This window comes from Mucilaginibacter aureus (assembly GCF_053514885.1).
Genome location: NZ_CP170601.1, coordinates 3,267,096 through 3,292,957 on the forward strand (window position 1 = coordinate 3,267,096; position 25,862 = coordinate 3,292,957).

The window sequence follows — 25,862 nt, forward strand, 5'->3', positions numbered from 1 at the left end:
GCCGGGACTTTTTGCTTTAATACCAATATGGAAAAGCAAAAACCAAGAGTTGCTATACAGGGCATACGGGCTTCATTTCACGAAGAGGCGGCTTTTAAGTTTTTTGGCGACGATATCGAAACTGTTGAGTGTAAATCGTTCAAACAAACTTTCGAGAAACTGCAAAACAAAGAAGCCGATTATGTGATCATGGCTATCGAAAACAGCATTGCAGGAAGCATATTGCCAAACTACTCTTTGCTGATGGATTACAGCTTTCCGGTAGTGGGCGAGGTTTACTTGCCTATTCAGCTGCATTTGCTTGCTTACCCCGGTGTTAAGTTTGAAGATGTAAAAATAGTGATATCGCATCCGATAGCTTTGCGCCAATGTTTGGATTTTTTTGAGGATTACCCGCATATTCAACTGGTGGAGGGTAATGATACTGCAGCTTGCGCCAAACGGGTACGTGATGAAAAGCTAACCGACACCGTAGCGGTGGCCAACACACTTGCCGCAAAATTGTATGAACTGGATGTATTGGAGCGTCGTATCGAATCGAACAAGACAAACTATACCCGTTTTCTGATCCTCACCGATCACAGCAACGCGCCTAAGATCAAAGCCAACAAAGCATCCCTTTGTTTCCAGGTGAGTAACGAAGTTGGATCGCTGGCCAAAGTATTGAATATTTTAGCTGTAGAAGGTGTGAACATGAGCAAGATACAATCGATGCCGGTATTAGGTAAACGTAACGAATATAATTTTTATGTAGATGCCGAATGGGAGCATCAGCAGCAGTACGATGCCGCTATTAAGCAGATACTTAAATACACACATAATTTTAACATACTGGGCGAATATTTAAAGAATGATACGGTGTGAGTCGGGAAGTCCGAAAGTCCGTAAGACGGAAAGAAATAATAACAAATTAGTAAAACAGCAATAACAATATCAAACATTAACCTTTAAAACTTCCGGACTTTCGGTCTTGCCGACTTTCGGACTAACAACAAAAACGATGAAACTCAATTTTAACATACAGCCGCTTTCTTCATGGATGAAAGTTGGAAAAGAGCCCTTACTGATAGCCGGCCCCTGCAGCGCCGAAACAGAAGAGCAATTGGTTGCTACAGCGCATTTGCTGGCAGCTACCGGCCGTGTATCGGCTTTACGTGCAGGTATCTGGAAACCACGTACCCGTCCCGGAGAGTTTGAAGGCATTGGCAGCATTGGTTTGGAGTGGTTAAAACGCGCCAAAGCCGAAACCGGTTTACCTGTAGCTGTAGAAGTTGCTACCGCTAAACACGTTGAAGAAGCTTTAAAAGCCGGTGTTGATATTTTATGGGTGGGCGCCCGTTCAACAGCTAACCCTTTTACTGTGCAGGAAATTGCCGACGCCTTAAAAGGCCATGATGTGCCGGTTATTGTTAAAAATCCGGTTAACCCCGACCTGTCGTTATGGATTGGTGCTTTAGAGCGTATCAACAACGCAGGCATTACTAAACTTGCAGCAATACACCGTGGTTTCTCATCACATGAAAAATCGGCTTTCCGTAACGAACCGATGTGGGATCTGGCCATCAACTTAAAAACACATGCACCCGAGTTGCCTATTATTTGCGACCCAAGCCACATTTGCGGTAACCGCGAGTTGATCCCATACATCGCACAAAAAGCGCTCGATCTGGATATGCAAGGTTTGATCATCGAATCACATATCGACCCATCAGTAGCCTGGACAGACGCTAAACAACAGCTAACGCCATCAGCGCTGAATGATATTATGGAGCGTTTGGAAGTTAGAAAAGCCAGCGCCGGAACACCGGATGTAAAAGATAAACTGGCAGAACTGCGTGGTCAGATCGACAAGATCGACGATCTGCTGATCCAAAAAGTTGCCGAAAGGATGCAGATCGTAGAGAAGATCGGTAATTACAAAAAAGACAATGGTATCACCATTTTGCAGGTTAACCGTTGGGAAGAAATATTGAACAAACGCGTAACTTATGGCTCGGCGCTAAAACTGAGCAAAGAGTTTACAGAGAAGTTCCTTGAACTGATCCACAGCGAATCTATCCGCAAGCAAACCGAGATTATGAATAAAGATGGTGTTGCCGGTTCACAACAGGAACATTTAACACACGCTTAATTGGTTTTGATGCAAGCTAACATCACTATATCAAAACCTGTTAAAACCTTAACGGGTACCATACAACTCACAGGCTCAAAAAGCGAGTGCAACCGTGCACTCATTATAGAAGCTTTGAGCAAGGGTAAAGTGAAGGTGGACAATATGTCGGATGCGGCGGATGCGGTGACTTTGAAAGGCGTTCTAAATCAAAATTCAAAAGTCAAAATTCAAAAATTGGCTTTGGCTGATAATTCCGAAATCGAAAATTCGAAATCCGAAATCAACATTGGTCCCGCCGGTACTGCCATGCGTTTTTTAACCGCGTATCTGCCTTTGCAAAATCAGGAGTTTACCTTGACGGGAACCAAGCGCATGCAGCAGCGCCCGATAGGTATTTTGGTTGATGCCATGCGAAAACTGGGCGCTGATATCGGGTATGAATTGAATGAAGGCTACCCGCCGCTAAACATTAAACCCGGTTTTGAGCAAAAAACAGATCGCATCAGTATCAAAGGCGATGTGAGCAGCCAGTACATTACTGCTTTGTTGCTGATCGCCTCAAGTTTGCCGCAAGGTTTAACTTTGGAGATAGAAGGTGAGTTAACTTCTAAGCCATATGTAGAAATGACTTTAGCTATGCTGCAGCAAACCGGTATTCAATATACCTGGGAAGGCAACAGCATCCACATAGCCAACCAGCCGTTTGCCGAAACTACTTTGGTGGTTGAACCCGATTGGAGCGCGGCATCATACTGGTACGCCATTGCAGCGTTATGCGATGAAGCGGAATTGTTTCTGCCGGCTTTAAAACCATACAGTTTGCAGGGCGATAGCGTGATCACAGAAATTATGGCGAACTTTGGCATCACCTCGCAGTTTAAAAATGGCGGCGTGTACCTGCAAAAAGAAGTAAAGCCTATTTTGCGCAAGATTTTTGACATGAAGGAGTGCCCCGACCTGGCACAGACCGTTATTGTGGTTTGTGCTGCTTTAGGTCACGATGCTACCTTTACAGGACTGGAAACCTTAAAGATCAAGGAAACTGACCGTATTGCCGCTTTACAAAACGAACTGGCAAAAATAGGGGTGAAGCTGATTGAAAAAGGGCAGGTGTATAAGCTGGACTGCAGCGGTAAACACATCCCCCAAAAGGTAACTATCCATACTTACGAAGATCACCGTATGGCCATGGCCTTTGCGCCGCTGGCATTGATGGTTCCGCAGGTAGAGGTTGAAGACCCGATGGTGGTCGAAAAATCGTACCCGGCGTTTTGGAAGGATTTGGAGAAGGCAGGGTTTGTAATCAATAGTATTGCGTAATGAGTATTGCGATCGAAGCAAAAAGTTATTGCATAATGAGTATTGCTTAGTGCGATAAAATTCAATTTTAAATGAGTAATTTTCTATAATCAAAATCGCAATACCCGATACGCAAATCTCAATACTAACATCATGCATAACATCAAGGAACTTAAGATATGGAATAAAGCGATTGATCTTGCAGTTAAAATATATAAAGTTTCGGTTGCGTTTCCATCGGATGAGCGGTTTGGGTTGATCTCGCAAACGAGACGTTCTGCCGTTTCAATCCCTTCTAACATTTCAGAAGGTGCTGGTCGAAATACCAGTGGTGAGTTCAAACAGTTTTTAGGCATAGCCAATGGATCATCGTATGAACTTCAAACGCAAACGGTAATTGCGAACAAATTAGGGTTTAATGATACCGTGATATGTGATGAAGTATTGGATAGTATTGATGAACTGCAAAAGATGAATTATAACCTTCAAAAAACATTAAATAAATAAAATTATGCGTTGAGTGTCGCAATACGCAATACGCAAATCTCAATACTAATAAAATGGCAGGCAACTCATTCGGGCAATTATTCAGAATAACCACCTTTGGCGAATCGCATGGCGAGGCTATAGGGGTGGTTATTGACGGTTGCCCGGCACAATTGGATATTGATCTGGATTACATCCAGGGCGAACTGGATAAACGCAAACCCGGTCAGAGCAAAATAACAACCCAGCGCAAAGAGAGCGATACCGTTAAGATCTTATCGGGTGTGTTCGAAGGTAAAACTACGGGAACGCCGATCGCGATGATCATTCCGAATGAAGATCAGCGTTCTAAGGATTACAGCCACAATACCGATGTTTTCCGTCCGTCGCATGCTGATTATACCTACCAGGCTAAATATGGCATCCGCGATCATCGTGGCGGCGGCCGTTCATCGGCCCGCGAGACAGCTGCGCGGGTAGCAGCGGGTGCAATCGCAAAGCTGTTATTGAAAACACAGGGAATCGAAATACTGGCGCATGTAAGCAGTGTAGGCAAAATCGATGCGCCTAATATTGAGTATACCACAGCCGAAGAGTTTTTGGCTATCCGCGAAAGCAATATTGTACGTTGTGCTGATCCGGCTACAGCCGAAGAAATGATCGAATTTATCGATTCGGTGCGTAAGGATGGCGATACTGTTGGTGGTAAGGTAAGCTGCCATATCCAAAATTGCCCGGTTGGTTTAGGCGAGCCGGTTTTTGATAAACTACATGCCGAATTAGGTAAAGCCATGCTAAGTATTAACGCTGTACACGGCTTCGAGTTTGGTTCGGGCTTTAGCGGCAGCGAAATGCGCGGATCAGAGCATAACGATATTTTTGTAAAGAGCCATTTAGGCAGTATCAAAACCATCACCAATTTTTCGGGTGGGATACAGGGCGGTATCAGCAATGGTATGCCGATAGAGTTTAAAGTTGCCTTTAAACCTGTTGCCACCATTATGCACAATCAGCAAACAGTAAATGCCGCTGGCGAAGCCGCCGAAATAAGCGGCAAGGGCCGCCACGATCCATGTGTGGTACCACGTGCCGTGCCTATTGTTGAAGCTATGGCTGCTTTGGTTTTGGCGGATCATTGGTTGAGGAATAGAAACTCTTTTATTGAGGTAAAAGGATAAAGGTAAAAGGCCAAAGGTTATATATTTACTCTTAAAATACTTTAATAAACCAACGTGCTGCCAAAGCCTTTAACCTTTTTTCCTTTCAGCTTTAGCCTCCAATAAAAATGAATTTCTACACACGCAAATGGGTTAAACCCGAAGACCTGAACGCCCACGGCACCCTGTTCGGCGGTAGCTTGTTAAGCTGGATCGACGAAGAAGCGGCCATATACTCCATTATACAATTAGGCACTAATGGCTGTGTAACCAAATACATGTCCGAAATTAATTTTATCAACTCGGCCAAGCAGGGCGATATTATAGAGTTGGGTATTAAGGCCGTGCATTTCGGACGTACCTCTATCTCACTTACCTGCGAGGTGCGTAACAAGATCAGTAAGAAAACTATTCTCACTATCGATAAAATTGTATTTGTAAGTGTGGATGCCGATGGTGTGCCTGTACCCCATGGCAAAACCGAGATCACTTATACTGATGAACGGTTGAGGGAGGATTGATCATATTAGGGATTTAAATCCTATCTTCATGGGCGAAAATTACGTCAATGAAGATATCAAGATCCCCCATTATTTTACTGCTGATAACGACTCTGTTTAGCGTCGGACACGCCCAGCCCAAACCATACAAAGCCACCGCTACCCAAATGTCCGCGCTAAAAAAGCAAGCCGATGAAATGGCTGCAGCCATGATGAAGCAGGATTACCAAAAAATGGCTTATTACACCGTTCCGCAAGTTGTGACTATGGCGGGTGGGAAAGAAAAAATGACCGAAAAGATTAAACAAACCATGATGGAGATGCAAAGTCATGGCGTGATATTTAAATCAGTTTCGGTGGGCAATATTAACGATATCTACAAGTCAAAAGGCGACTTATTTAGCATTGTGCCGGATATTATCCAGCTTTCGGCAAACGGTACGATAATTACTAAAGGGAACTATCTGCTGGCCATATCGCACAATAATGGTTTACGCTGGTATTTTATAGATACAACACCATTTAGCAAAGGTCAAAATGTAAAGACCTTGTTCCCAACCTTTCCTGATGGATTAGTAATACCGCAAACGGGTAACGCACCGGGGATGTAATTTGGGGAGTAAAGATAAAGGAGCAAAGAGCAAGCAAATTGGTGTCACCGACTCATTCCCTTGGTTTACCGATATTCCATGTTGCTTCGCCCGATAGCTATTGATATATGCATCGGGATATATTTACCTTTGATGTAACAAAACCCGCTGCAAGGCGTCAAAATGTCAAACAAAACAATCGTGCTAAACGGTATCATTCTAAGCAGGCAAACACTTCATAGTTTGCCAATGTTAATACGCAACTTTCGTATCTTTATATCATGATCAATCAGATGAAAAAAGTATTTATTATAGCTGCTGTAGCAGTAATATTAGGCAGTTGTTCGCAACCGCCACAACAAAACAATGTAACCATACAAAGCAACACCACTGCAGGCTTTGATGTGAACAAGCTGGCTAACCTGGTAAAAACCAGTACTGACCCGCAGGTGCTTGAAAAAGCAATCAACGATCCGGCCAACGGAATTAATAACCTTGATCTGGATAAAGACGGTAACATTGATTACCTGAAAGTGAACGAACCCGGGCAAAACCAGCTGGATGTTATTGATGATATAAGTAAAGATCAATCGGTAACTGTTGCTTCCATCAAAGTAAACCCAACCGATAATAATAGCGCCGACCTGAGCGTACAAGGTAACCCGCAATATGTTGGCGATAACTATTATTACCACTCGCACTTTACCCTTGGCGACTTTTTGCTGATGAGCTACCTGATGCGCCCGCACCCTTATTATGTACCGATGTATCACTACGGGTATTACCCGCACTATTACAGCCGTACCCGTGTAAGCACTACTTATCGCACCAGTACGCCAACATCGGCTAACCGTAGCTATAGCAGGTCGTTAAACAGTTCGGGCTCGCAACGTTCGTTTGGTACACGCAGCAATTCATCAAGCGTTCGCAGCGGTGGTTTTGGCAGTCGCTCATCGCGTAGTTCGGGTTTTGGCAGCAGTTCATCACGCCGTAGTTTTGGCGGCGGCCGTTCGGGCTTTGGTCACAGAAGGTAATTTGAGGTATAAATTGCAAACAAGATATCATGTACATTACAGAAGAAAATAAAAAAACATACAGGGCCATTATTTTATTGAACGAACTGATCAATGGCGATCATCAGTTTAAGATAACCCCGCAAGGCAACGACCCGATCTTAAGGCCCTTATTTATTGAGCTGGAAGATAAAGGATACGTACAGGTTTCGGGCGTAAACTACCAGGTAACCGCCAAGGGCCAGCAGGCTTTTGATAATTTTATGCAGCGTTACACCGAATATTTAAAGGTGTACGATGTATTCTCATTCGTCGACCTGGAGAAAGGCGAATTTGCCTTTGCGCGTTTTTATGATTTTAGTACCGACGAAGCCTGGGATATATTTAAAAATAACGACCGTTTTGACGATCTGCGCATTGCCGTAGCAATGTTTAAAAAGATCGATCCGGCCGAGATCGTGTTTATGTCGTTTGTGAACGAAAACAGGTTTGATACCAGTTCGCAAGACTGGCAGATAGACCTGATGTCGGGCGATATCTGGAAAGAGATAGAAGATATTGTGGCAACTGCCATTAAACCCGAAGAGGTAGGCGAGGACGCGATGGTGGATATGATCAACCAGGGATCTGAACTAATGATCAAACTGCTCGAGCAGGAAGCCCAAAATCGCAATGGCAACGATGATGGTGGTGATACCGTAGTATATGAAACAGTAGAGTACTACGAGCCCTATTACGATCCGTACTATGTTTCACCAATTTGGCTGATGCCATTGTTCCTTTGGTAAAAAATGATGTACTTTGTATCAGTCACCCGGTTGCGCTTACGGTCATGGATCTACCTGCCGGCATTTATACGCAGTAACGAGGCTTCGGTAAAGCAATTGCTCATCACACCAGGCTTTGTGACAGGGAAGGAACTGATAGATAAAAATTTAACTTTTTGGACGATAACCGTTTGGAACGGCGACGCTGATATGAAAACTTTTCGCAACTCAATACCACATCGTAAGGCTATGCAAAAGCTGCCACTTTTGTGCAACGAGGCTGCGTATATGCATTGGTCAGCCGAGGATGCTATTGTACCTGCCTGGGATGATGTCTGCCAAAAGCTGATTGCCGACGGTAAACTGAGCAAGGTGCGATATCCATCGGTCAACCAGCTCAATAAAACATATCCGGCTATAAAATGGTCAAAGCTGCAACGTTCGTTTGCTCCTTTACCACTTTCGTAAAACCTATTTATTAATTGATATTCAATGGCGATAGGTTTAGTACCTGTCGCCTTTTTTGTTTCATCTGAGTTGTAAGGTTGGCCTTTTGGCCGATTTAACTCGTTTAATATAACAACCTATGCTTATCCAACTTTACAAAAATGCCTACAGTGGTCTTTCGAGAAACAGCTGGTACTTGTGCCTGGTAATGCTCATTAACCGGAGCGGTACTATGGTTATCCCGTTCATGACTATTTATTGCACACAAAAGCTGCATTTCAGTATAACCCAGGCCGGCTTGATCATGGCGTTTTTTGGAGCAGGATCGGTTGCTGGTGGCTTTATGGGCGGTAAAATAACCGATAAGTATGGTTTTTATGATGTACAGGTAACTGCACTGGTTAGCGGCGGGTTATTATTTATGCTTTTGGGTATGCAAACTACCTTTTGGTCGGTAGCTGCGTTATCGTTTATATTAAGCATGTGTAATGATGCCTTCAGGCCGGCAAACTCAACTGCAATTGCACACTATAGTTTGCCCGAAAACAAAACACGTTCGTTTTCCTTAAATAGGCTGGCTGTTAATTTGGGTTGGGCGTTTGGCGGCGCTATTGGTGGCTTTTTGGCATCCTTTAACTATCATTTGTTGTTTTGGGTTGATGGCAGTACCAACATATTGGCGGGTGTAATGTTGTTAGTACTAATGCCCCGGTCAAACTTTACCAAGCCGCAAAAAATGAATGCCGAAGTTAAGGCACGGGTTTCATCGGCCTATAAGGACAAGGTTTACCTGGTTTTTATCCTGTTGCAGTTTGTTTTTGCGATGTGCTTTTTCCAGATATTTACCATGGAGCCGGTTTTCTATAAAGAGCAATGGCATTTGAGCGAACGTTTTATCGGCGGTTTAATGGCATTTAGCGGTACCATGATTACCGTGTTAGAAATGGTATTGATCAATAATCTGGAAGGGAAGCGACACAACCTGCAGTTTACTGCAATTGGTGTGCTCATAGTTGGCTCAAGCTTTATATTACTGAATATCCTGCCTGCACTTGCCTTTACAGCGATCTTATCAATGGCTATTATTACCATTGGCGAAATGATGAGCATGCCCTTTATGAGTTCGTTTTTTATAGGTCGAACTAACGATCAGAATCGTGGCCAGTACGCAGGTTTATTTACCATGTCATGGTCGGCAGCGCAAATTGCTGCACCTTTAATTGGGAGCAAGGTTATTGCGCATGTTAACTACCAGGCACTGTGGTGGCTGATGGGAATATTGTGTGGAATAGCATCACTGGGTTTTATCCTGCTGTACAGGTTTGCATCGCGAAAAGAACAGGCGATCATGGCCCAGGCTGTGTAATTATTCTGGATTTATCCATGATAAATACCTCTCAATTTTGAAGGTATAGAAGGTATTATGCACTTTTTTATAGGTCTACAGCAATCCCCAACCCCCATACTACGTTAAATGTGGAGAATGAGTTGCCTTGCTTTTGTATCAAAAGTATTACCTTTGCTCAATTTGCCAATTTTGGAAATAGCCGATCACCTTAATTATGTTGCTCTATGATGATTAATTTAACATCAATTTTTTATTAATTATAGACGCGTATTGTGATAATTGGCAAGGTATTTTATAAGTTTATAAACTAATTGAGAAAACCAAAAGCGTAGAAATGGGAAGGAAGATATTATTTACTACTGGTTCGATGAATCAAACGATTCAAATGCACCAGATAGCCAGAGAGTTATCTGAGTATGATTGTTGGTTTAGCCATTTATTTACCGATTCGCCTATCATTAATACTGCCTTAAAGCATACCACCATCATCAACGGCAGCGCACTGGGCAATAATTTTAAAGAAAAATCCGAATGTTACCTGCGCAGCCATAACCTGCAGATAGATTACCGCGCCGAGAAGAACGATTATGACCTGGTTGTTTTCTGTTCGGACCTGATCATCCCGAAAAGGATGACCGCTACCAAAACCCTTTGGATACAGGAAGGGATGGTAGATAAATTTAATATTAAAAGCGCTGTTGTAAAGGCATTGGGCCTGCCACTTTGGTTAAGCTGCGATACCTCATTAAATGGGTCATCAAATATTTGTGATGTTTACTGCAGCGCATCTCCGGGTTATAAAAACTTTTTTGCCGAATCGGGTACCGATGATGAGAAGATCATCGTAACCGGTATGCCTAATTATGATAACCTGGAACAATTTATCAATAACGATTTTCCGTATCATAACTATGTAATGGTTGCCACTACCGATGTGCGCGAAACCTACCGCTTTGAAAACCGCCCTGCATTTATAAAACGCGCAGTTAAGATAGCCAACGGCAGGAAAATGTTGTTTAAATTACATCCAAACGAAAAGTTTGAACGCGCTAAAAGAGAAATAGAAAAATACGCCCCTAAAGGCACATTGATATTCCAGGCGGGTAATACCAACGAGATGATCGCTAACTGCGACGAGTTGATCACCCAGTATTCAACAGTAGTTTATACCGGTATAGCTTTGGGTAAAAAGGTACACTCGTATTTCGACCTGGAGCAATTACATAAACTAACCCCTATACAAAACGGTGGTACTTCATCACGCAATATTGCCAATATCTGCCGCAGCTTTATTGAGTTTAAGGGAAACAAAGAAGACTTTGTAAAAAGTTTTAAATACAGGCCTGTATTATTTAAATATGCCGAAGCCAAGCGTGTTTTAGATGCGGTTTCTGCCTAAGTAAAATCCATGGGTCAAACTCCTCAAAAAATAGTTATCGTAGTACAGGCGCGTATGTCGTCAACCCGTTTGCCGGGTAAAATATTAAAGCCAATTTTAGGTAAAAGCCTGCTAAGCCGGATGATCGAACGTTTGCAGATGATACGCCATGAGGCGACCATCGTGATCGCTACATCAGATGCGGAACAGGATGATGTTATCGAAACCGAAGCCACTGCGATTGGTGTTCCATGCTTTCGCGGAAGTTTAAACAACTGCCTCGACAGGCACTATCAGGCCGGTAAAAAATACGATGCCGATGTAGTGATCAAGATACCATCGGATTGCCCGCTGATAGATCCGCGAATTATCGACCTGGTTTTGGATTACTATTTTGATCATGAAGGCGAGTACGATTTCGTGAATAACCTGCATCCGGCAACCTGGCCCGATGGTAACGATGTAGAGATCATGACTATGGCCTGTATTGAAAAGGCCTGGAAAGAAGCCAGTCGCCCGCTCGAATTAGAACACACCACACCTTATATTTGGGAAAATCCCGATAAATTCAGAATAGCGAATATTGCCTGGCCGGCGGGATTGGATTATTCTATGTCGCACCGGTTCACTATTGATTATTTGGAGGATTACCAGTTCATCAATAAAGTGTATGAAGAGCTGTATCCACAGAAGGCTGATTTTTCATGCGATGATATTCTGAAACTATTGGATGAACAACCCGAAATATACCAGATCAACGCCAGGTATGCAGGAGTAAACTGGTACCGCAATCATTTGGGCGAGTTAAAAACTGTCAGCGAAAAGCAAACAAGAACATTAACTAATGGGCAAGTTTAACAGGTTTGCTATATTTGTAAGCAAAACAAAGCATCATCGCGAGGATGGCGCTAATAGAATAAAAATCATGCATAAATAAGGGCATGAGCATTGGGTTCCCCTCTTTGAGAGGGGCAGGGTGTTATACCACGTACAAGCACACCTCTGCCAGCACACTTAGTAAATTGAACATCTATATATGAATGAATTAGAAAATATAGCTTTTAAAGTTCGTCAACACATTATCCGCATGTCAACAGATGGGGGGTGTTTTGTTGGCGCATCTTTATCAGCAACCGATCTGATCGTATACCTGTACACAAGTTTTTTAAACATCAATAAAGATAACCTCAACGATCCTGACCGTGATTATTTGCTCCTTTCAAAAGGGCATGATGTACCTGCGCTTTACGGCACCTTTGCCGAAATAGGCTTGATGGACGTTGAACGTTTAAAAAATCACCTCTCGGTTAACGATAACATTTACTGGCACCCAAACACCAAAATTCCTGGAATTGAGTTTCACTCGGGCTCATTAGGTCATTTGCCTTCGGTTGCCTTAGGCGTTGCGCTGGATATTAAAATGCGTGGCGGCAAAAACAAAGTGGTTTGTATTTTGGGCGATGGCGAGCTAAACGAAGGCACCTGCTGGGAAGCCGTTTTGGTAGCTAATGCTTACAAACTGGATAACCTGATCTTTGTGGTTGACCGTAACCAGTTCCAGGCTAATATGGCTACTGAAGACCTGATCCCGTTGGAGCCATTGCACGATAAATTTACGGCTTTTGGTGCGGCCGTTAAACGTATTGACGGACATAGCTTTGATGCCTTGCGAGATGCGTTTTCAGCATACCCTTTCCAGGAAGGTAAGCTCAATGTGGTGATTGCCGATACCGTTCGCGGTAAGGGTTTGCCAAGTATCTCCGCCCGAGCCGACCGCTGGTTCTGTAATTTTACCCACGAAGAGGTAGAGTCGCTTTTAAAAGAATTAGGCGGCGACCAGACAACCGAATTAACATCAGAAACTTTAGTAGTTAGATAATATGTCGTACGAAGAATTATTGACCGAATTAGCTGTTAACGACGAGCGTTATATTGTAATGACAGCCGAGAACCGTGCTTTGATACGCAACCTGCCTGCTAAATTAGGTAAGCGTTTTGTTGATACCGGTATAACCGAACAAACGATGGTTGGCGCAGCAGCAGGTTTAGCTTTACGCGGACGGATCCCGGTTTTACATGCTTTAGCATCGTTTTTAAGTATGCGTGCCTTTGAGTTTGTGCGTACCGATGCCGGTATCCCGAATCTGCCTGTTAAACTAAGTGCGTTCATCCCCGGCTTTTTGTCGGATGGTAACGGCGCTACCCACCAGGCGATTGAAGATGTGTCTATTATGCGCGGTATACCCAACGTTACTGTTTTCGCTGCGGCGGATGAGCAGGATTTGGTAGGTATGATAGAAACCATCTGGAACTCGCCAAACCCGGCTTACCTGCGTATCAATACCCGCAAAACAGATTATCAGCATACCCCATTTGAAATAGGCAAAGCCGAAGTGATCAGCGAAGGCGCGGACGTAACTATCCTGACCTATGGCCTGCTGTTTGAGCAGGCATTGATCGCCATACAAATATTGAAAGATCAGGGCCTGAGCGTAGGTTTATTAAACATGCGCAGCCTTAAACCGGTTGATGAGCAAGCTATACTGAAAGTTGCAGGCTCATCGAAACTGTTGGTGACTTTAGAAGATCACTTTAACACCGGCGGTTTATACAGTATTGTTGCTGAAACTTTGCTAAAACACAACACGATGGCTAAAGTTATGCCTTACGGCCTGGATAAATGGTTTAAACCGGCGTTGTTGCCCGAGGTTTTAGCTTACGAAGGCTTTACCGGTAAGCAGATAGCCGAAAAAATATTAGGCTATACAACCAACGCTATTCAGCCAACAATCGCAACACCAGAGTTTGCAGAGTAACAAACACAACTAAACCTGCTCTAAACAAAGAGACAGGTTTTTTACTTTTTAATTTTGACTTTTAACTTAAAAAAATGCCAAATACAGTAAAATTCAATGCTGATTACCCGGTGATCACCAAATCTGACGAGTTATACGAACGCGCGCTAAAAACACAGTCGCCGGTTACCCAAACTTTAGCCAAAGGCCCAGGCCAGTGGACAAAAGGCGTAGCGCCAAAATACATCCAAAAAGGAAAAGGCTCGCACGTGTGGGATGTTGACGGCAACGAGTATATTGATTATAACGCGGCTATCGGCCCAATCTCTTTAGGTTATGCTTACCCAAAAGTAGACGAGGCGATTAAAAAGCAACTGGACGAAGGCATTACCTTCTCGCTGATGAGCCCGTTAGAGGTTGAATTTAGCGAATTGATCCAGGAAGTTATCCCGAACGCAGAACGTGTAAAAATATCAAAAACAGGCGCCGATGTATGTTCGGCGGCTATCCGCGTGGCCCGTGCCTTTACCGGTCGCGAAACCGTATTTTGCTGCGGTTACCACGGCTGGCACGATTGGTACATTGGTGTTACCAGCCGCAATGCCGGTATCCCCGAGGCCATCCAGAACATGACCTACACTTTCGATTATAACAATATCGAATCGATAAAAGCAGCATTGGATGAAACCGTTGCCGCCTTGATATTAGAGCCATTTATTTTTGAAGCACCAAAACCAGGCTTTTTAAAAGAGCTTGCACAGGTTTGTAAAGACAATGGCACGCTGTTGATATTTGATGAGATGTGGACAGGTTTCCGTATCGCTATCGGTGGTGCACAGGAGTATTTTGATGTGAAACCTGATCTGGCCGTTTACTCAAAAGCTTGTGCCAACGGTATGCCTATTGCTATTTTAACCGGCCGCGCCGATGTAATGGACCTGTTTAACAGTGAAGTATTCAGCTATACTACTTTCGGTGGCGAAACTTTATCACTGGTCGCATCAATCGCAACCATCAATGAGTTACGCGACAAAAACGTACCAAAATATTTAGACGAAAAAGGTGCTTTATTGAAAGACGGTTATAACCAGATAGCTGCTGAATTTGGTGTTGACCAATACACCAAATGTGTTGGTTACAACTGCCGCAGTATGGTAACCTTTACTCCCGAAGCCGGCAACGGTTTGGAAGTAAAAGCATTTGTACAGCAGGAAATGATCAAACGCGGTGTGCTTTGGGCCGGTTTCCACAACATGTGCTACAGCCACAGCGACGAAGATATTGCTTATACATTATCTGCTTACCGCGATGTAATGCCTTTGTTAAAAGAAGCCATCGAAAGCAAAGACGTAAAATCGTACCTCAAAGGCGAAGTATTGGAAGCCGTTTTCCGTAAGGTGAGCGATTATAACATCAAACCTAAAAAAGCAACTGTATAAGCCCGTGGATATTTTCTCATTAAAAAATAAAACGGCTATAGTTACAGGTGCTTTGGGCCTGATAGGTAAAAAACATTGCGAGGCATTAGCCAGCGCAGGTGCCAACGTAGTCGTTGCAGATGTCAACGCGGCTAAGTCGGAAGAGTTTGCAGCCGGTTTAGGCGGTAACCATTTAGGTTTAGGTGTTGATGTAACGAGCGAAGCATCCCTCAAAGCAGCGAAAGATGTAATCTTAGCCAAATACGGCAGCATAGATATCCTGGTAAACAATGCCGCCATCAACGATATGTTTGAGAATCCGGCAATGGCCAAAGATCTTTCGGCATTTGAAAATTATCCTTTAGATGCCTTTCAAAAATCATTGGATGTTAATGTTACCGGTGTGTTTTTATGCTCGCAGGTATTTGGAACTGTAATGGCTAACCAGGGCAGCGGCAGCATTATCAATGTGGCCTCAACCTATGGTATGGTTGGTCCCGATCAAAGCATTTACCGCAATGAGTGTGGCGAGCAAACTTTTTACAAATCTGCAGCTTACCCGGTTACCAAAGGCGCTATCATTAACTTTACCCGCTTTTTAGCTGCGTATTGGGGCGAAAAAGGAGTGAGGGTAAATACGCTATCACCAGGCGGAGTTGAAAACAGCCAAAATGAATTTTTTGTCCAAAATTATTCAGCTAAGACATTGTTAGGCCGTATGGCAAAATCCGACGATTATCAGGGCGCTGTGGTATTTTTAGCAAGTGAGGCTTCGGCTTACATGACCGGTGCAAATTTAGTGGTAGACGGAGGCTGGACAGCAATATAATGACAGATGAACAAAGGGTAATAGCCCGAAATATAAAATTGCTCCTAACCGACTGCGACGGCGTTTTAACCGACGGCGGAGTTTATTACGGTGAGAATGGCGAGGTGCTCAAAAAATTTAACATCCGCGATGGGATGGGAGTAGAGCGCCTGCGTAACCTGGCGGGTATTGAAACCGGTATCATCACCGGCGAAATGTCGCCATCGGTAGCTAAACGGGCCGAAAAACTGAAGATAACCCAACTGCATTTGGGGTCGAAAGACAAACCTTATGTGCTGCGTAAAATAATAACAGAAACAGGTATACAGCCGGAAGAAATAGCCTATATCGGCGACGATTGTAACGATTTGGAAATTATGGCATTAGTGGGCTTTACAGCCTGCCCGGCCGATGCAATGGGCTTTGTTAAAGAGAAAGTTAACTATATTTGCCAGTCGAAAGGCGGCGAAGGATGTTTCAGAGAATTTGCCGAATTGTTAATTTCGGTGAAATAATTAAATTAAAAAGAGAAAAAAATGTCTCAGATTATCAAATTAAATACCGGGCGTACAATTGGCAGCGGTGAACCATGTTACATTATTGCGGAAATAGGCATTAACCATAATGGTTCGCTTGAGATCGCTAAAAAGCTGATAGACGAAGCAGTTGCCGCTAAGGTAGACGCCGTAAAATTTCAGAAACGTACCCCCGAAATTTGCGTACCAAAAGATCAGTGGGAAATTATGCGCGATACCCCCTGGGGCCGCATGAGCTATATTGACTACAAACGCAAAACCGAGTTTGGCACTGTTGAATATGCTGCGATTGATGCTTACTGTAAAGAAAACGGTATTGATTGGTTTGTTTCTGTTTGGGATGTTGATTCGGTTGATTTTATGGAGCAATTTGATACCCCGGTTTATAAACTGGCATCAGCATCGTTAACCGATTTTCCGTTGATCGAAAAAATATTACATACCGGCCGCCCGTTGATGTTGTCATCAGGTATGTCGACCATGCAGGAAATAGAAGATGCCATGAAACTGGTATACGATTTCGATCCTAATTATCCTGTATTGATGGCTCACTCTACCTCGGCATACCCATGCAAACCGGAGGAGCTGAACCTGAAAATGATCCCAACCTTAGCTGCTCAATATCCGGAAGCACCGATAGGTTACTCTGGCCATGAAACAGGCCTGGCAACTACAGTTGCTGCTGCAGCAATAGGTGCAACGTTTGTTGAGCGTCACTTTACTTTAGACCGCGCTATGTGGGGGTCTGACCATGCTGCGTCGGTTGAACCAGGAGGCTTCCAGCGTTTGGTGCGCGATATCCGTGATGTGGAAACCGCCATGGGCGACGGTGTTAAAAAAGTATACGAATCGGAAATTGGGCCAATGAAACGTTTGCGCGTTAACATTAACCAACCCGAACTAAAAAGTAAATAAAGAATAAAAGGTACGGTGATGAATGATCAAGCTGAATTAGCGCATGTTACCTTAATTACCACCATTATACTATTCTGCTGGATAGCCTTTATGATAGCCTGGGAGCGTATCTCACCTTATCGTAAAGGCTTGCCTTTTTTTAGGGAAGGCTTTTGGGTAGACTTGGTTTGGTATACCCTTATCCAAAGTTACTTTTTAAAGATACTGATCTTTGATTACATTATTGGGCCCATACAGGTGCATTACAATTGGACGGGCGCCAATTTTATGACCCATTGGCCAATATGGGCACAGGTGGCATTTTTCGTGGTTACCCACGATCTGTATATCTACCTTTTTCACCGTTTTCAGCATTCGAGTAAGTTTTTTTGGCGTACCCACGAGGCACACCATTCGGGTAAACAGGTTGATTTTATGGCAGGCTCACGTTCACACGCTGCAGAGATCATCATCAACCAAACCATCGAGTTTGCACCTATCATTTTATTATTAGGTCCGTACTCTATAGTTATCCCCATCAAGGCCATGCTGGATGCTACTTTGGGGATGTTTATCCATGCCAATATCAACGTTAGGCTTGGCAAGCTAAAATACCTGATCAACAGTCCCGAGCTACACCTGTGGCATCATGCCAATTACCAGGAGGTTTTTCACGCTAATTTTTCGACCAAATTTGCCATTTGGGATTATCTGTTCGGTACCGTTTACTTCCCGGAACATAAACCAGGTGATAAACCTGAAAATTGGGGATTGTATTATGATTACCCCAAAGATTACTTTGCCCAGCATATCTTTTCGGTAAAGCGTTTTGACGAAAAGCAGGTGATATCCAAATATAAATGGCTGGCCTGGTATTACAACCTGCGGCCAAACCTGATGAAGTTGTTTAAAAAAGCTCCCCAACAAAAACCATTAGCGGTTAATCATGTTAATCAAACTGAACAAAACGAAGTCGGCATAAAGCCCGAGCTTTTAGATGTTTAAATATTTACTATCTTGGTAGCTTGTTATTAACCCATTTATTAACTAATATCTACACTATTGCGCTGGTTATTTTTATTTATCGCTTCGGTTTTTGAAGCATTCTGGACTTATTCGGTAAAGTACTTAACCGTTAGCGGGTTAAAAACAGTAAGATTTGATAACTTTTACAGGATGGACGGCAGCCTGCCTGCTTTGTTACCATTAATAGGTTATATCCTTTTTGGAGTCGGCAATATCTTTTTCTTCTCGATGTCGCTAAAATCGTTAACCAACGCTACAGCTTACTCGGTTTGGACAGCCATGACCATTGTTGTGCTAAAGCTGATCGAATTGCTCTACTTTAAACAAAAGATATCAATAGCCGAGTTTGGCTTTATCATGATGATCATCGTAGGTATCATCGGCTTGAAATTTGTTGCCGCGCCGGAGAAAGTGACGCCATGATCTTAGCCGGGTGCGTTAGCGTGGACGCTTGAACGTGCAGTGGGGCCTATCTTTTTTCTACAACTAATTCAACTGAACCTGGTTCCAGTGAATTGTATTCATCAAAGTGAAAGTGACCGCCTATCGGCACACTATCTTGCGCAAGTGTTAATAATTTCATAGCAAGCGAGATCAAACCAGCTTTGTTTGCAGTGATCGATATTTGATCGTTAACGATATTGGTAGTTATTTCAAACCCATCTTCCCAATGCGATATCAAGCCTGAATTAACATCATATTCGGGAATTTCTACTTTGATCTCCATAGTGTTACTTCACCAAAACCTCCAACAAAAAGTAATACGCCGCGAAACCTGCGAAACCCAGGCTGATGAACCAGTACAGCCGCTTTTTTACCAGTATAGATATAGCGCCAACAGCAATAGCGATCTGGAAGAACGTTACCGAACGCGCCAATGTGTTGTGCTTGTTGACATGCGTGTGCGATTCTGCTTCGGCGGCTTTGGCTTCTTTGTAGGTTTCCTGCTGTTGCTCTTTATAGCTCTTTATTTTGGCGATATCTGCAGTGTCGGGCTGCTTACCCATGGCTTTTAATACCTTACCGTCGGAAACCAATATCTCGGCCTTAATACCTTTGGCCTGGTAGTATGCCCATTGGTCGCTGGCGTGGATCTGGCTCAGCATGGCTTCTTCGGAATGCTGCGCGGCCAACAGGCCGGTTATGGCCGAGAATACCGCGATGATAGCAGTAGTGAGCGCCACAAAAACAACCCATTTATCTTTTCCTTCATGTTGAGCGTGGTGCGCGCCTTCGTGAATATGTTCGTGTAGCGATTCGGTAGGGTCTTCTATTTCTTCCATAATTACACTGATTTTATGATGATCTCACAGATTAGAACAATGATCTTTTGGATTAGTTGGTTTTCTTTACGCCTGCAATAAAATCCTTCAAATAATACGGTTCAAAATAAGCAATATCTTCAAATTGCTGTGCGCTTAGTTTTGCCAAAACAGGCACCAGCATATCCTGCGCCGAGTTGGTAAACTCCATAGCAAATATCGCGTTAGGCTGATGTGCTAAAGCTGCTTTACATTTATCGGCGCCGTCGCCAAAAAAGACGATCTTGTTGTTTGCCAACAGATCGCTAAAGCTATGCTCGTCTATAATCTCGGCAGCCGTGGGTTTTACCTGCTTGCCGGTATGATCAAATATCGCCGTATAAACTTCCATGCGCCGGGCATCTATCATGGGACAAAGCAGCGTACTCGTGTCAATAGCTACCTTGCCACGCTCTATCAGGCCATGCGCCATCGCTGTAAGCGTTTCTATAGCTATCAAAGGTTTACCCAGCGCAAAGCATAAACCTTTAGCAGTTGATACGCCAATGCGCAAACCCGTGTACGAGCCTGGTCCGCTGCTTACTGCAATGGCCGCCAGTTCGTGGTATTGTTTGCCGGTTTCTTTAAGTAATTCGTCTATGTAAACCGTGATCACTTCGGCATGCACATTACGCTGGTTGATCTCGCGTAAAGCAATGATCTTTCCGGTGTCTGCCAAAGCAACAGAGCACGATGTGGTTGCGGTTTCTATCAGTAAAAGTAAACTCATATTCAAGGTACTGGATCATGGCCGTGCCCGCCCCAGGGGTTGCAGCGGCCAATACGTTTCAAAGTTAACCATCCGCCTTTAAAGGCGCCGTATTTATTTATAGCTTCAACACCATACTGTGAGCAGGTAGGAGTGTAGCGGCATTGTGCGCCTAAAAGTGGCGACAGTAAGTTTTGGTAAATTTTGATGAGCACAATGAACAAACCACCGATCAAGGTTTTAAATATGTTGATAATGAACTTCATGCGATCATGGTGCAAAGCTGGGTAAGCGCTTTTTGCATTTTTTTGTCAATTACGCTGTATTCTTCAATCTCTTTGCCGATATAGGCTATAGACAGCACGATGGTTTTGTCGACAGTGGTCAGATGATTGTAAAGCAATTCCTGCTTAGCCAGGCGATAAGCCTCGCGCATGCGGCGCTTGATTTGGTTGCGATCAACAGCATGCTTGTAGCGCTTTTTAGCTACAGCAAAAAGCACTTGCGCGGCGGGGTTTCCGTTTGGGACAATATTGAAGGAAACTTTGAAGGGATAACATAAAAAAGAAGAACCGCTATGAAAAAGCCCGTCAATGAGCTTTTTATTACATAACCGTTCTTCCTTTTTAAATGTATACATACGATCGCATTGAACCGAATAAATAAATTACCAGTTGGCATTAGTCCCCCTAAGGGAAACAGCGATCGGGAGTATTATGCTTTGTGGCGACGCTCGTCAGATACTGACAATCTTTTTCTGCCTTTAGCTCTTCTTGAAGCTAAAATTCTTCTGCCGTTAGCAGTTGACATACGTTCGCGGAATCCGTGTTTATTTCTTCTTTTACGCTGAGAAGGCTGAAACGTTCTTTTCATGACTATTTACTTATATTCGCTGTTTTAAAAACAAGAGCGCAAATATAGTGTACTTTTTCTATATTTCAAACCGCGTTTGTAAAAATACTTTAAATATTTTCCACAACCAATTAGTACCTCCATACGTACTATATATATGAAATCTATCATCTGCTTTGCGTTTCTCATTTTGCCATTTGCTGCTTTTAGTCAGACCGATATGCAAAAGCACTTTCGTGTTTACAGCAATGTGCAGGGCAAAGAAGTTTCGCTTGATGATATTGCAAACGATGCCGCCAAGGCCGATGTACTATTTTTTGGCGAAGAGCATACCGACTCGATAGCGCATTATGTCGAGTTTACCATCCTCAAAAAGCTGTTGCTCAAATATCCCGGCAAGGTTGCCTTATCCATGGAAATGTTTGAAACCGATACCCAGCCCGTGCTGAACGAGTACCTGCGGGGATTGATACGCGAACGTAACTTTTTGATAGACTGCCGTGCCTGGAGCAATTACAGAGACTATCGCCCCATGGTAGAGATGGCCAAAGCTAACAATATGGATATCATTGCGGCAAACGCACCGGCACGCTATATCAATATGGTGAGCCGGCTGGGTTTAAGCAGCCTCAACAAGCTGGATGCCGTTGGCCAATCGCACCTGCCGCCCTTACCCATTGATACCGCCAGCGGCAAGTATTACGATAAGTTTTTAAAAATTATGGGCGGACATACCAATGCCGGGGGTATGCAGGTTTATCAATCGCAAAACCTGTGGGACGCCACCATGGGCTGGAGCATTGCGCAATACCTGGAAAGCCATAAAGGGGCTAAGGTATTTAACGTAAACGGCGGCTTTCACAGCGAAGAAAAACTCGGCGCCGTGGCGCAGTTTCAAAAATATGATAGCAAGGCGGCTGTGCTCACTATCGCATCGGCGTCGGGTAACGATCTGGGTAAACCCGATTTTGCCTTTTACAGCAAACTGGCCGATTATGTGATACTAACCGATGCCGGTTTAGCAGGAAATGAAAAACGGCCTTAAAACAACACGCACTTCACTGCCTTGATATGATCTACGCCCTTCGCTGGTTTCCGGTTACATTATCCTTTCTTCGCCAGCAAATCGCGTATCTCGGTCAATAAAACCTCTTCTTTTGTTGGTTCAGGCGCTGCAGCAGGTGCTTCTTCTTCCTTGCGTTTCATGGCGTTGATACCTTTTATTACCATAAATATTGCAAAAGCCACGATCAAAAAGTCGATAATATTATTGATGAACAACCCGTAATTCAAATTCACAGCCGGTGTTTTTCCAACAGCCGGTTTCAATTGAATTAGCTTATCCTTAAAATCAATACCACCCATCAGTAAACCTAATGGCGGCATAATCACATCCGTAACCAATGATGTTACTATTTTACCAAAAGCGGCGCCTATAATTACACCCACTGCAAGGTCGACAACGTTGCCTTTTACCGCAAACTCCTTAAATTCTTTTACAATACTCATAATTACAGCTATTTAGGTTAATGCCAGGGTTTATTTGTAAAACTAATTTACAAATAAACCGAACAATTACTATGGTGTTTGGTTTATCCTTCATAAATTAAAAAAATAAGGCCTTATCAGTCCGTGACGTTTAAGTAAGCATTGCCGGTGTTTGTTTTTAGTTCGGACTAATTAGTGTATTTTTGTGCCTCCGCATATGTTAAGACAGAATTTACAACAAAAACTCCTACAAAAGCTATCGCCGCAGCAAATCCAGTTTATCAAATTGCTGCAGGTGCCAACCGTGTCGTTAGATACCCGTATTAAAGAAGAGCTGGAAGAAAATCCCGCCCTCGAGGATATCAGCCTCTCGAACATGAGCGAGCCGGATGAACTGTATCCCGACCGCGACCCTGACGACGACAATTTTAACGGCGATGATAGCGGCGAGCAAAGTGAGTTTGACGAATTTAACATAGACGATTACCTGCAGGACGATAACGTGAACGATTACGGCTCGCGCTACGATCAGAACGGCGATGACGACGAAGAACGTAAAGAAATACCCATAGCTGTACAAAGCTCGTTTTTTGAAAGCCTGCAGAACCAGCTGGACCTGTTACCCATGTCTGATAAAGACTTCCGTATCGGCCAGCAGATCATCGGTAGCCTGGATGACGATGGGTATCTGCGCAGGCCCATTATGTCGATAACCGACGACCTGGCCTTTTCGCAAAACGTGATGGCTGAAGACGAGGAAGTAGAGGATATGCTGAAAGTGATCCAAAACCTCGACCCACCGGGTGTTGGCGCACGCGACTTGCAGGAATGCCTGCTCATTCAGCTTCGCCGTAAGGATATAGGCGACCCGATCATCAAAAAGGCTATCCTGGTGGTTGAAAACTACCTCGACGAGTTTACCCGCAAGCACTACGATAAGCTCGAAAAATCGCTCAACATGTCGAGCGACGAACTGCGCGGCGTGGTAAACGAGATACTGAAACTTAACCCCAAACCGGGCGACAGCAACGAGGTAAACACCAAGCAAATGCAGGTGATCCCCGATTTTCACATCAGCAATAATGATGGTGTGCTGATACTCACCCTCAATTCAAAGAACGCTCCTGAGCTGCGCGTAAGCCGCTCGTACCAGGATATGTTTCAGCATTACGATAAGGCTGCGCAAAAGGATAAAAAAATGCGCGAGGCCGTACAGTTTGTTAAGCAAAAGCTCGATTCGGCAAAGTGGTTTATCGATGCCATCAAACAGCGCCAGCAAACGCTGCTCAAAACCATGAATGCCATTATGCATTACCAGTACGATTTTTTCCTGACCGGTGATGAGCGTAACCTGCGGCCGATGATATTGAAAGATATTGCCGATAAAATAGGCATGGATATCTCCACCGTATCGCGGGTAGCTAACTCCAAATATGTACAAACCGAGTTTGGCACCTTCCTGTTAAAATCCTTCTTCAGCGAAGCTATCCAGATGGAAAACGGCGAAGAAGTATCCAACAAGGAAGTGAAAAAGATCCTCGAGGATTTTATTGGCGCCGAAGACAAGAACCACCCGCTGGCCGACGAAAAGCTGACCGATATACTCAAAGAACGCGGCTACAACATTGCCCGCCGCACCGTAGCCAAATACCGCGAACAAATGAATATCCCGGTAGCCCGCCTGCGGAAAGAACTGTAGTTTTTGCAGGTGTTATCAATGTGCGGTAGGGGATTTAGGTAATACATCGTTTATGTTTATAAAATAACACTTGCCATCTAAACTTGGATATTTTGTTTTTACAACGTACTTAGGCTGGCAAGGAAATTTGTATGAATCGATAAATTTATCGCCACAGTTTATTGTAATTTCTCCCAGTTCAATACCCTTGATGCTATTACCCAGAATGTTTTGCCTTACGGATGCCTTAAAAACCCCGTCCCTGCAACTGTAAAAGCTCAGGATCCCTCTGTTATCCGGCAAGCGCCCTTTTAGTGTATTAACGGTATTCTCAAATTCAAAAACAACTTCTCTTTTGATCATATCAACCTTGTAACTCAGCAAAAATGCCTTTTCAAACAAAACGCCTTCGTGATAGTCGATCTCCAGCAGGAATTTATCTTTCAAATAGAGCTTGATATCATATTTGGGAAACACGTACCAACGCACAAACTTATCAAAGGCAATAAACCTTGCATCAAAGCCCGAAGTTGCGTTAACATCAAAACGGTCAACATCAAATTTTTCGCCATTTTCGGGCCAGATGGTTTGTACACCTAACGGCAAACCATGAAGATCATTTCTCTTTGTCCAAAGGTATCTTTTATACGATTGGAGGGTATCTATGATCATTTGGCTCTTATCAAGCGAATCTAAACTCACCTTAACAGTTGACGATAGCTTTAAGGGAAAGAGCGGATGTTGTAATTCTAAACTCTTACCAATATTCTGTTTTTGCAATACCGAGAGGCTGTTTAATTGGTCGATTGCACTGCGCTGTTTTGATTCGAGCGTTTCAAGTTTACCCAGCGATTTTCCAAAACCAGAGTTAACTCCGCGTTGAAAAACATTGTTCAACGAGTCATCGTGTTGTTTTTTTGCTGCTTCGAGTTTTTGTTGGATGATCTTTTGATCTTGCTCCTGCATTATTTTTTTCTGATCGGCCAGCTTATCCTCTACTGCAATAACTTTTATAATTACTGCTATCAGGCCGCTAACTACAATTCCCGAAATAGCGATCTTGCCCTTCCTGGTAAGCTTTCCGTTAACTGGTTTTGTATCGTTTGTCGCACCATAAATACCAAACGCCATTGTCACAAACGATGCAACAGCTTCGATAACCGATGAGATGATCTTTAATGAGAAGTAATCTTTGAAATCCATTATTCGCTAATTATAAATTAATATAGGATTTTTATTCTTTGCTGTTTCCATAACGT

31 protein-coding genes are annotated in these 25,862 nt (G+C 43.6%); 23 read left to right on the plus strand and 8 right to left on the minus strand.

Annotation, left to right across the window (positions count from 1 at the left end; all coding sequences use genetic code 11):
• Positions 1-27: 27 nt before the first annotated feature.
• From ACFGVR_RS13945 to ACFGVR_RS14045, 21 genes are all read left to right on the plus strand, one after another.
• Positions 28-864, plus strand: a complete 837-nt coding sequence (locus ACFGVR_RS13945) for a prephenate dehydratase (RefSeq protein ID WP_448697910.1) — start codon at positions 28-30, stop codon at positions 862-864.
• Positions 865-1,000: 136 nt separating this feature from the next.
• Complete coding sequence (locus ACFGVR_RS13950; RefSeq protein WP_448697911.1) at positions 1,001-2,131, plus strand: chorismate mutase; 1,131 nt, start codon at positions 1,001-1,003, stop codon at positions 2,129-2,131.
• A 9-nt stretch (positions 2,132-2,140) separates the two neighbouring features.
• Positions 2,141-3,433 carry a 3-phosphoshikimate 1-carboxyvinyltransferase gene (aroA, locus tag ACFGVR_RS13955; RefSeq protein ID WP_448697912.1) on the plus strand — a complete coding sequence of 431 codons (1,293 nt, stop codon included), beginning with the start codon at positions 2,141-2,143 and terminating at the stop codon, positions 3,431-3,433.
• A gap of 132 nt (positions 3,434-3,565) precedes the next feature.
• A complete protein-coding gene (locus tag ACFGVR_RS13960) occupies positions 3,566-3,919 on the plus strand; it encodes a four helix bundle protein (RefSeq protein WP_448697913.1) in 354 nt (117 codons plus the stop codon).
• Positions 3,920-3,972: 53 nt separating this feature from the next.
• The gene (gene aroC / locus ACFGVR_RS13965) at positions 3,973-5,076 is read left to right on the plus strand and encodes a chorismate synthase (protein WP_448697914.1); all 1,104 of its coding nucleotides are present in this window, start codon (positions 3,973-3,975) and stop codon (positions 5,074-5,076) included.
• A gap of 107 nt (positions 5,077-5,183) precedes the next feature.
• On the plus strand, positions 5,184-5,576 hold the full coding sequence (locus ACFGVR_RS13970) for an acyl-CoA thioesterase (RefSeq protein WP_448697915.1): 393 nt from the start codon (positions 5,184-5,186) through the stop codon (positions 5,574-5,576).
• A 47-nt stretch (positions 5,577-5,623) separates the two neighbouring features.
• A complete protein-coding gene (locus tag ACFGVR_RS13975) occupies positions 5,624-6,166 on the plus strand; it encodes a hypothetical protein (RefSeq protein ID WP_448697916.1) in 543 nt (180 codons plus the stop codon).
• 272 nt (positions 6,167-6,438) lie between these two features.
• Positions 6,439-7,179 (plus strand): hypothetical protein, encoded by a 741-nt coding sequence (locus tag ACFGVR_RS13980; RefSeq protein WP_448697917.1) that lies wholly within the window; start codon positions 6,439-6,441, stop codon positions 7,177-7,179.
• Between the two features lie 29 nt (positions 7,180-7,208).
• A complete protein-coding gene (locus tag ACFGVR_RS13985) occupies positions 7,209-7,946 on the plus strand; it encodes a hypothetical protein (protein ID WP_448697918.1) in 738 nt (245 codons plus the stop codon).
• A 3-nt stretch (positions 7,947-7,949) separates the two neighbouring features.
• Entirely contained in the window at positions 7,950-8,393 is a 444-nt protein-coding gene (locus ACFGVR_RS13990) for a hypothetical protein (RefSeq protein ID WP_448697919.1), read from the plus strand.
• 118 nt (positions 8,394-8,511) lie between these two features.
• A complete protein-coding gene (locus ACFGVR_RS13995) occupies positions 8,512-9,738 on the plus strand; it encodes an MDR family MFS transporter (protein WP_448697920.1) in 1,227 nt (408 codons plus the stop codon).
• Positions 9,739-10,087: 349 nt separating this feature from the next.
• Positions 10,088-11,119 (plus strand): hypothetical protein, encoded by a 1,032-nt coding sequence (locus ACFGVR_RS14000; RefSeq protein ID WP_448697921.1) that lies wholly within the window; start codon positions 10,088-10,090, stop codon positions 11,117-11,119.
• A 9-nt stretch (positions 11,120-11,128) separates the two neighbouring features.
• Positions 11,129-11,956 carry a cytidylyltransferase domain-containing protein gene (locus ACFGVR_RS14005; protein ID WP_448697922.1) on the plus strand — a complete coding sequence of 276 codons (828 nt, stop codon included), beginning with the start codon at positions 11,129-11,131 and terminating at the stop codon, positions 11,954-11,956.
• A gap of 178 nt (positions 11,957-12,134) precedes the next feature.
• Positions 12,135-12,977 (plus strand): transketolase, encoded by an 843-nt coding sequence (locus tag ACFGVR_RS14010; RefSeq protein ID WP_448697923.1) that lies wholly within the window; start codon positions 12,135-12,137, stop codon positions 12,975-12,977.
• 1 nt (position 12,978) lies between these two features.
• Positions 12,979-13,914, plus strand: coding sequence for a transketolase family protein (locus ACFGVR_RS14015; protein WP_448697924.1), 936 nt, complete (start codon positions 12,979-12,981; stop codon positions 13,912-13,914).
• A gap of 74 nt (positions 13,915-13,988) precedes the next feature.
• Positions 13,989-15,332 (plus strand): aminotransferase class III-fold pyridoxal phosphate-dependent enzyme, encoded by a 1,344-nt coding sequence (locus tag ACFGVR_RS14020; protein ID WP_448697925.1) that lies wholly within the window; start codon positions 13,989-13,991, stop codon positions 15,330-15,332.
• A gap of 4 nt (positions 15,333-15,336) precedes the next feature.
• A complete protein-coding gene (locus tag ACFGVR_RS14025) occupies positions 15,337-16,140 on the plus strand; it encodes an SDR family oxidoreductase (RefSeq protein WP_448697927.1) in 804 nt (267 codons plus the stop codon).
• A gap of 38 nt (positions 16,141-16,178) precedes the next feature.
• Positions 16,179-16,634, plus strand: a complete 456-nt coding sequence (locus ACFGVR_RS14030) for a KdsC family phosphatase (RefSeq protein WP_448697928.1) — start codon at positions 16,179-16,181, stop codon at positions 16,632-16,634.
• 21 nt (positions 16,635-16,655) lie between these two features.
• Entirely contained in the window at positions 16,656-17,570 is a 915-nt protein-coding gene (locus ACFGVR_RS14035) for an N-acetylneuraminate synthase family protein (protein WP_448697929.1), read from the plus strand.
• Positions 17,571-17,588: 18 nt separating this feature from the next.
• Complete coding sequence (locus ACFGVR_RS14040; protein ID WP_448697930.1) at positions 17,589-18,554, plus strand: sterol desaturase family protein; 966 nt, start codon at positions 17,589-17,591, stop codon at positions 18,552-18,554.
• 57 nt (positions 18,555-18,611) lie between these two features.
• The gene (locus tag ACFGVR_RS14045) at positions 18,612-18,998 is read left to right on the plus strand and encodes a DMT family transporter (protein WP_448697931.1); all 387 of its coding nucleotides are present in this window, start codon (positions 18,612-18,614) and stop codon (positions 18,996-18,998) included.
• 46 nt (positions 18,999-19,044) lie between these two features.
• Here ACFGVR_RS14045 and ACFGVR_RS14050 read toward each other — a convergent pair whose 3' ends face one another.
• The 6 genes from ACFGVR_RS14050 to rpmH form a co-directional block, all read right to left on the minus strand.
• Positions 19,045-19,302, minus strand: coding sequence for an Imm32 family immunity protein (locus tag ACFGVR_RS14050; protein ID WP_448697932.1), 258 nt, complete (start codon positions 19,300-19,302; stop codon positions 19,045-19,047).
• A 4-nt stretch (positions 19,303-19,306) separates the two neighbouring features.
• Positions 19,307-19,858, minus strand: coding sequence for a DUF4337 domain-containing protein (locus ACFGVR_RS14055; protein WP_448697933.1), 552 nt, complete (start codon positions 19,856-19,858; stop codon positions 19,307-19,309).
• Between the two features lie 52 nt (positions 19,859-19,910).
• Positions 19,911-20,606: a tRNA (adenosine(37)-N6)-threonylcarbamoyltransferase complex dimerization subunit type 1 TsaB gene (tsaB, locus tag ACFGVR_RS14060; RefSeq protein ID WP_448697935.1), complete on the minus strand. Its 696-nt coding sequence runs from the start codon at positions 20,604-20,606 to the stop codon at positions 19,911-19,913.
• Positions 20,607-20,608: 2 nt separating this feature from the next.
• On the minus strand, positions 20,609-20,851 hold the full coding sequence (gene yidD / locus ACFGVR_RS14065) for a membrane protein insertion efficiency factor YidD (protein WP_448697936.1): 243 nt from the start codon (positions 20,849-20,851) through the stop codon (positions 20,609-20,611).
• The gene (rnpA, locus tag ACFGVR_RS14070; protein ID WP_448697937.1) at positions 20,848-21,225 is read right to left on the minus strand and encodes a ribonuclease P protein component; all 378 of its coding nucleotides are present in this window, start codon (positions 21,223-21,225) and stop codon (positions 20,848-20,850) included. The genes yidD and rnpA overlap by 4 nt, the downstream gene beginning before the upstream one ends.
• A gap of 74 nt (positions 21,226-21,299) precedes the next feature.
• Complete coding sequence (rpmH, locus tag ACFGVR_RS14075; protein WP_008511763.1) at positions 21,300-21,458, minus strand: 50S ribosomal protein L34; 159 nt, start codon at positions 21,456-21,458, stop codon at positions 21,300-21,302.
• A gap of 136 nt (positions 21,459-21,594) precedes the next feature.
• Here rpmH and ACFGVR_RS14080 point away from each other — a divergent pair, with 136 nt between their 5' ends.
• The gene (locus ACFGVR_RS14080) at positions 21,595-22,482 is read left to right on the plus strand and encodes a ChaN family lipoprotein (RefSeq protein ID WP_448697938.1); all 888 of its coding nucleotides are present in this window, start codon (positions 21,595-21,597) and stop codon (positions 22,480-22,482) included.
• Positions 22,483-22,541: 59 nt separating this feature from the next.
• On the opposite strand, the gene mscL is transcribed toward ACFGVR_RS14080, so the two are convergent.
• A complete protein-coding gene (gene mscL, locus ACFGVR_RS14085) occupies positions 22,542-22,946 on the minus strand; it encodes a large-conductance mechanosensitive channel protein MscL (protein ID WP_448697939.1) in 405 nt (134 codons plus the stop codon).
• A 196-nt stretch (positions 22,947-23,142) separates the two neighbouring features.
• Here mscL and rpoN point away from each other — a divergent pair, with 196 nt between their 5' ends.
• Entirely contained in the window at positions 23,143-24,624 is a 1,482-nt protein-coding gene (rpoN, locus tag ACFGVR_RS14090) for an RNA polymerase factor sigma-54 (RefSeq protein ID WP_448697940.1), read from the plus strand.
• 15 nt (positions 24,625-24,639) lie between these two features.
• Here the strand turns inward: rpoN and ACFGVR_RS14095 are convergent, their stop codons facing one another.
• Positions 24,640-25,806 carry a hypothetical protein gene (locus ACFGVR_RS14095; RefSeq protein WP_448697941.1) on the minus strand — a complete coding sequence of 389 codons (1,167 nt, stop codon included), beginning with the start codon at positions 25,804-25,806 and terminating at the stop codon, positions 24,640-24,642.
• Between the last annotated feature and the right edge of the window lie 56 nt (positions 25,807-25,862).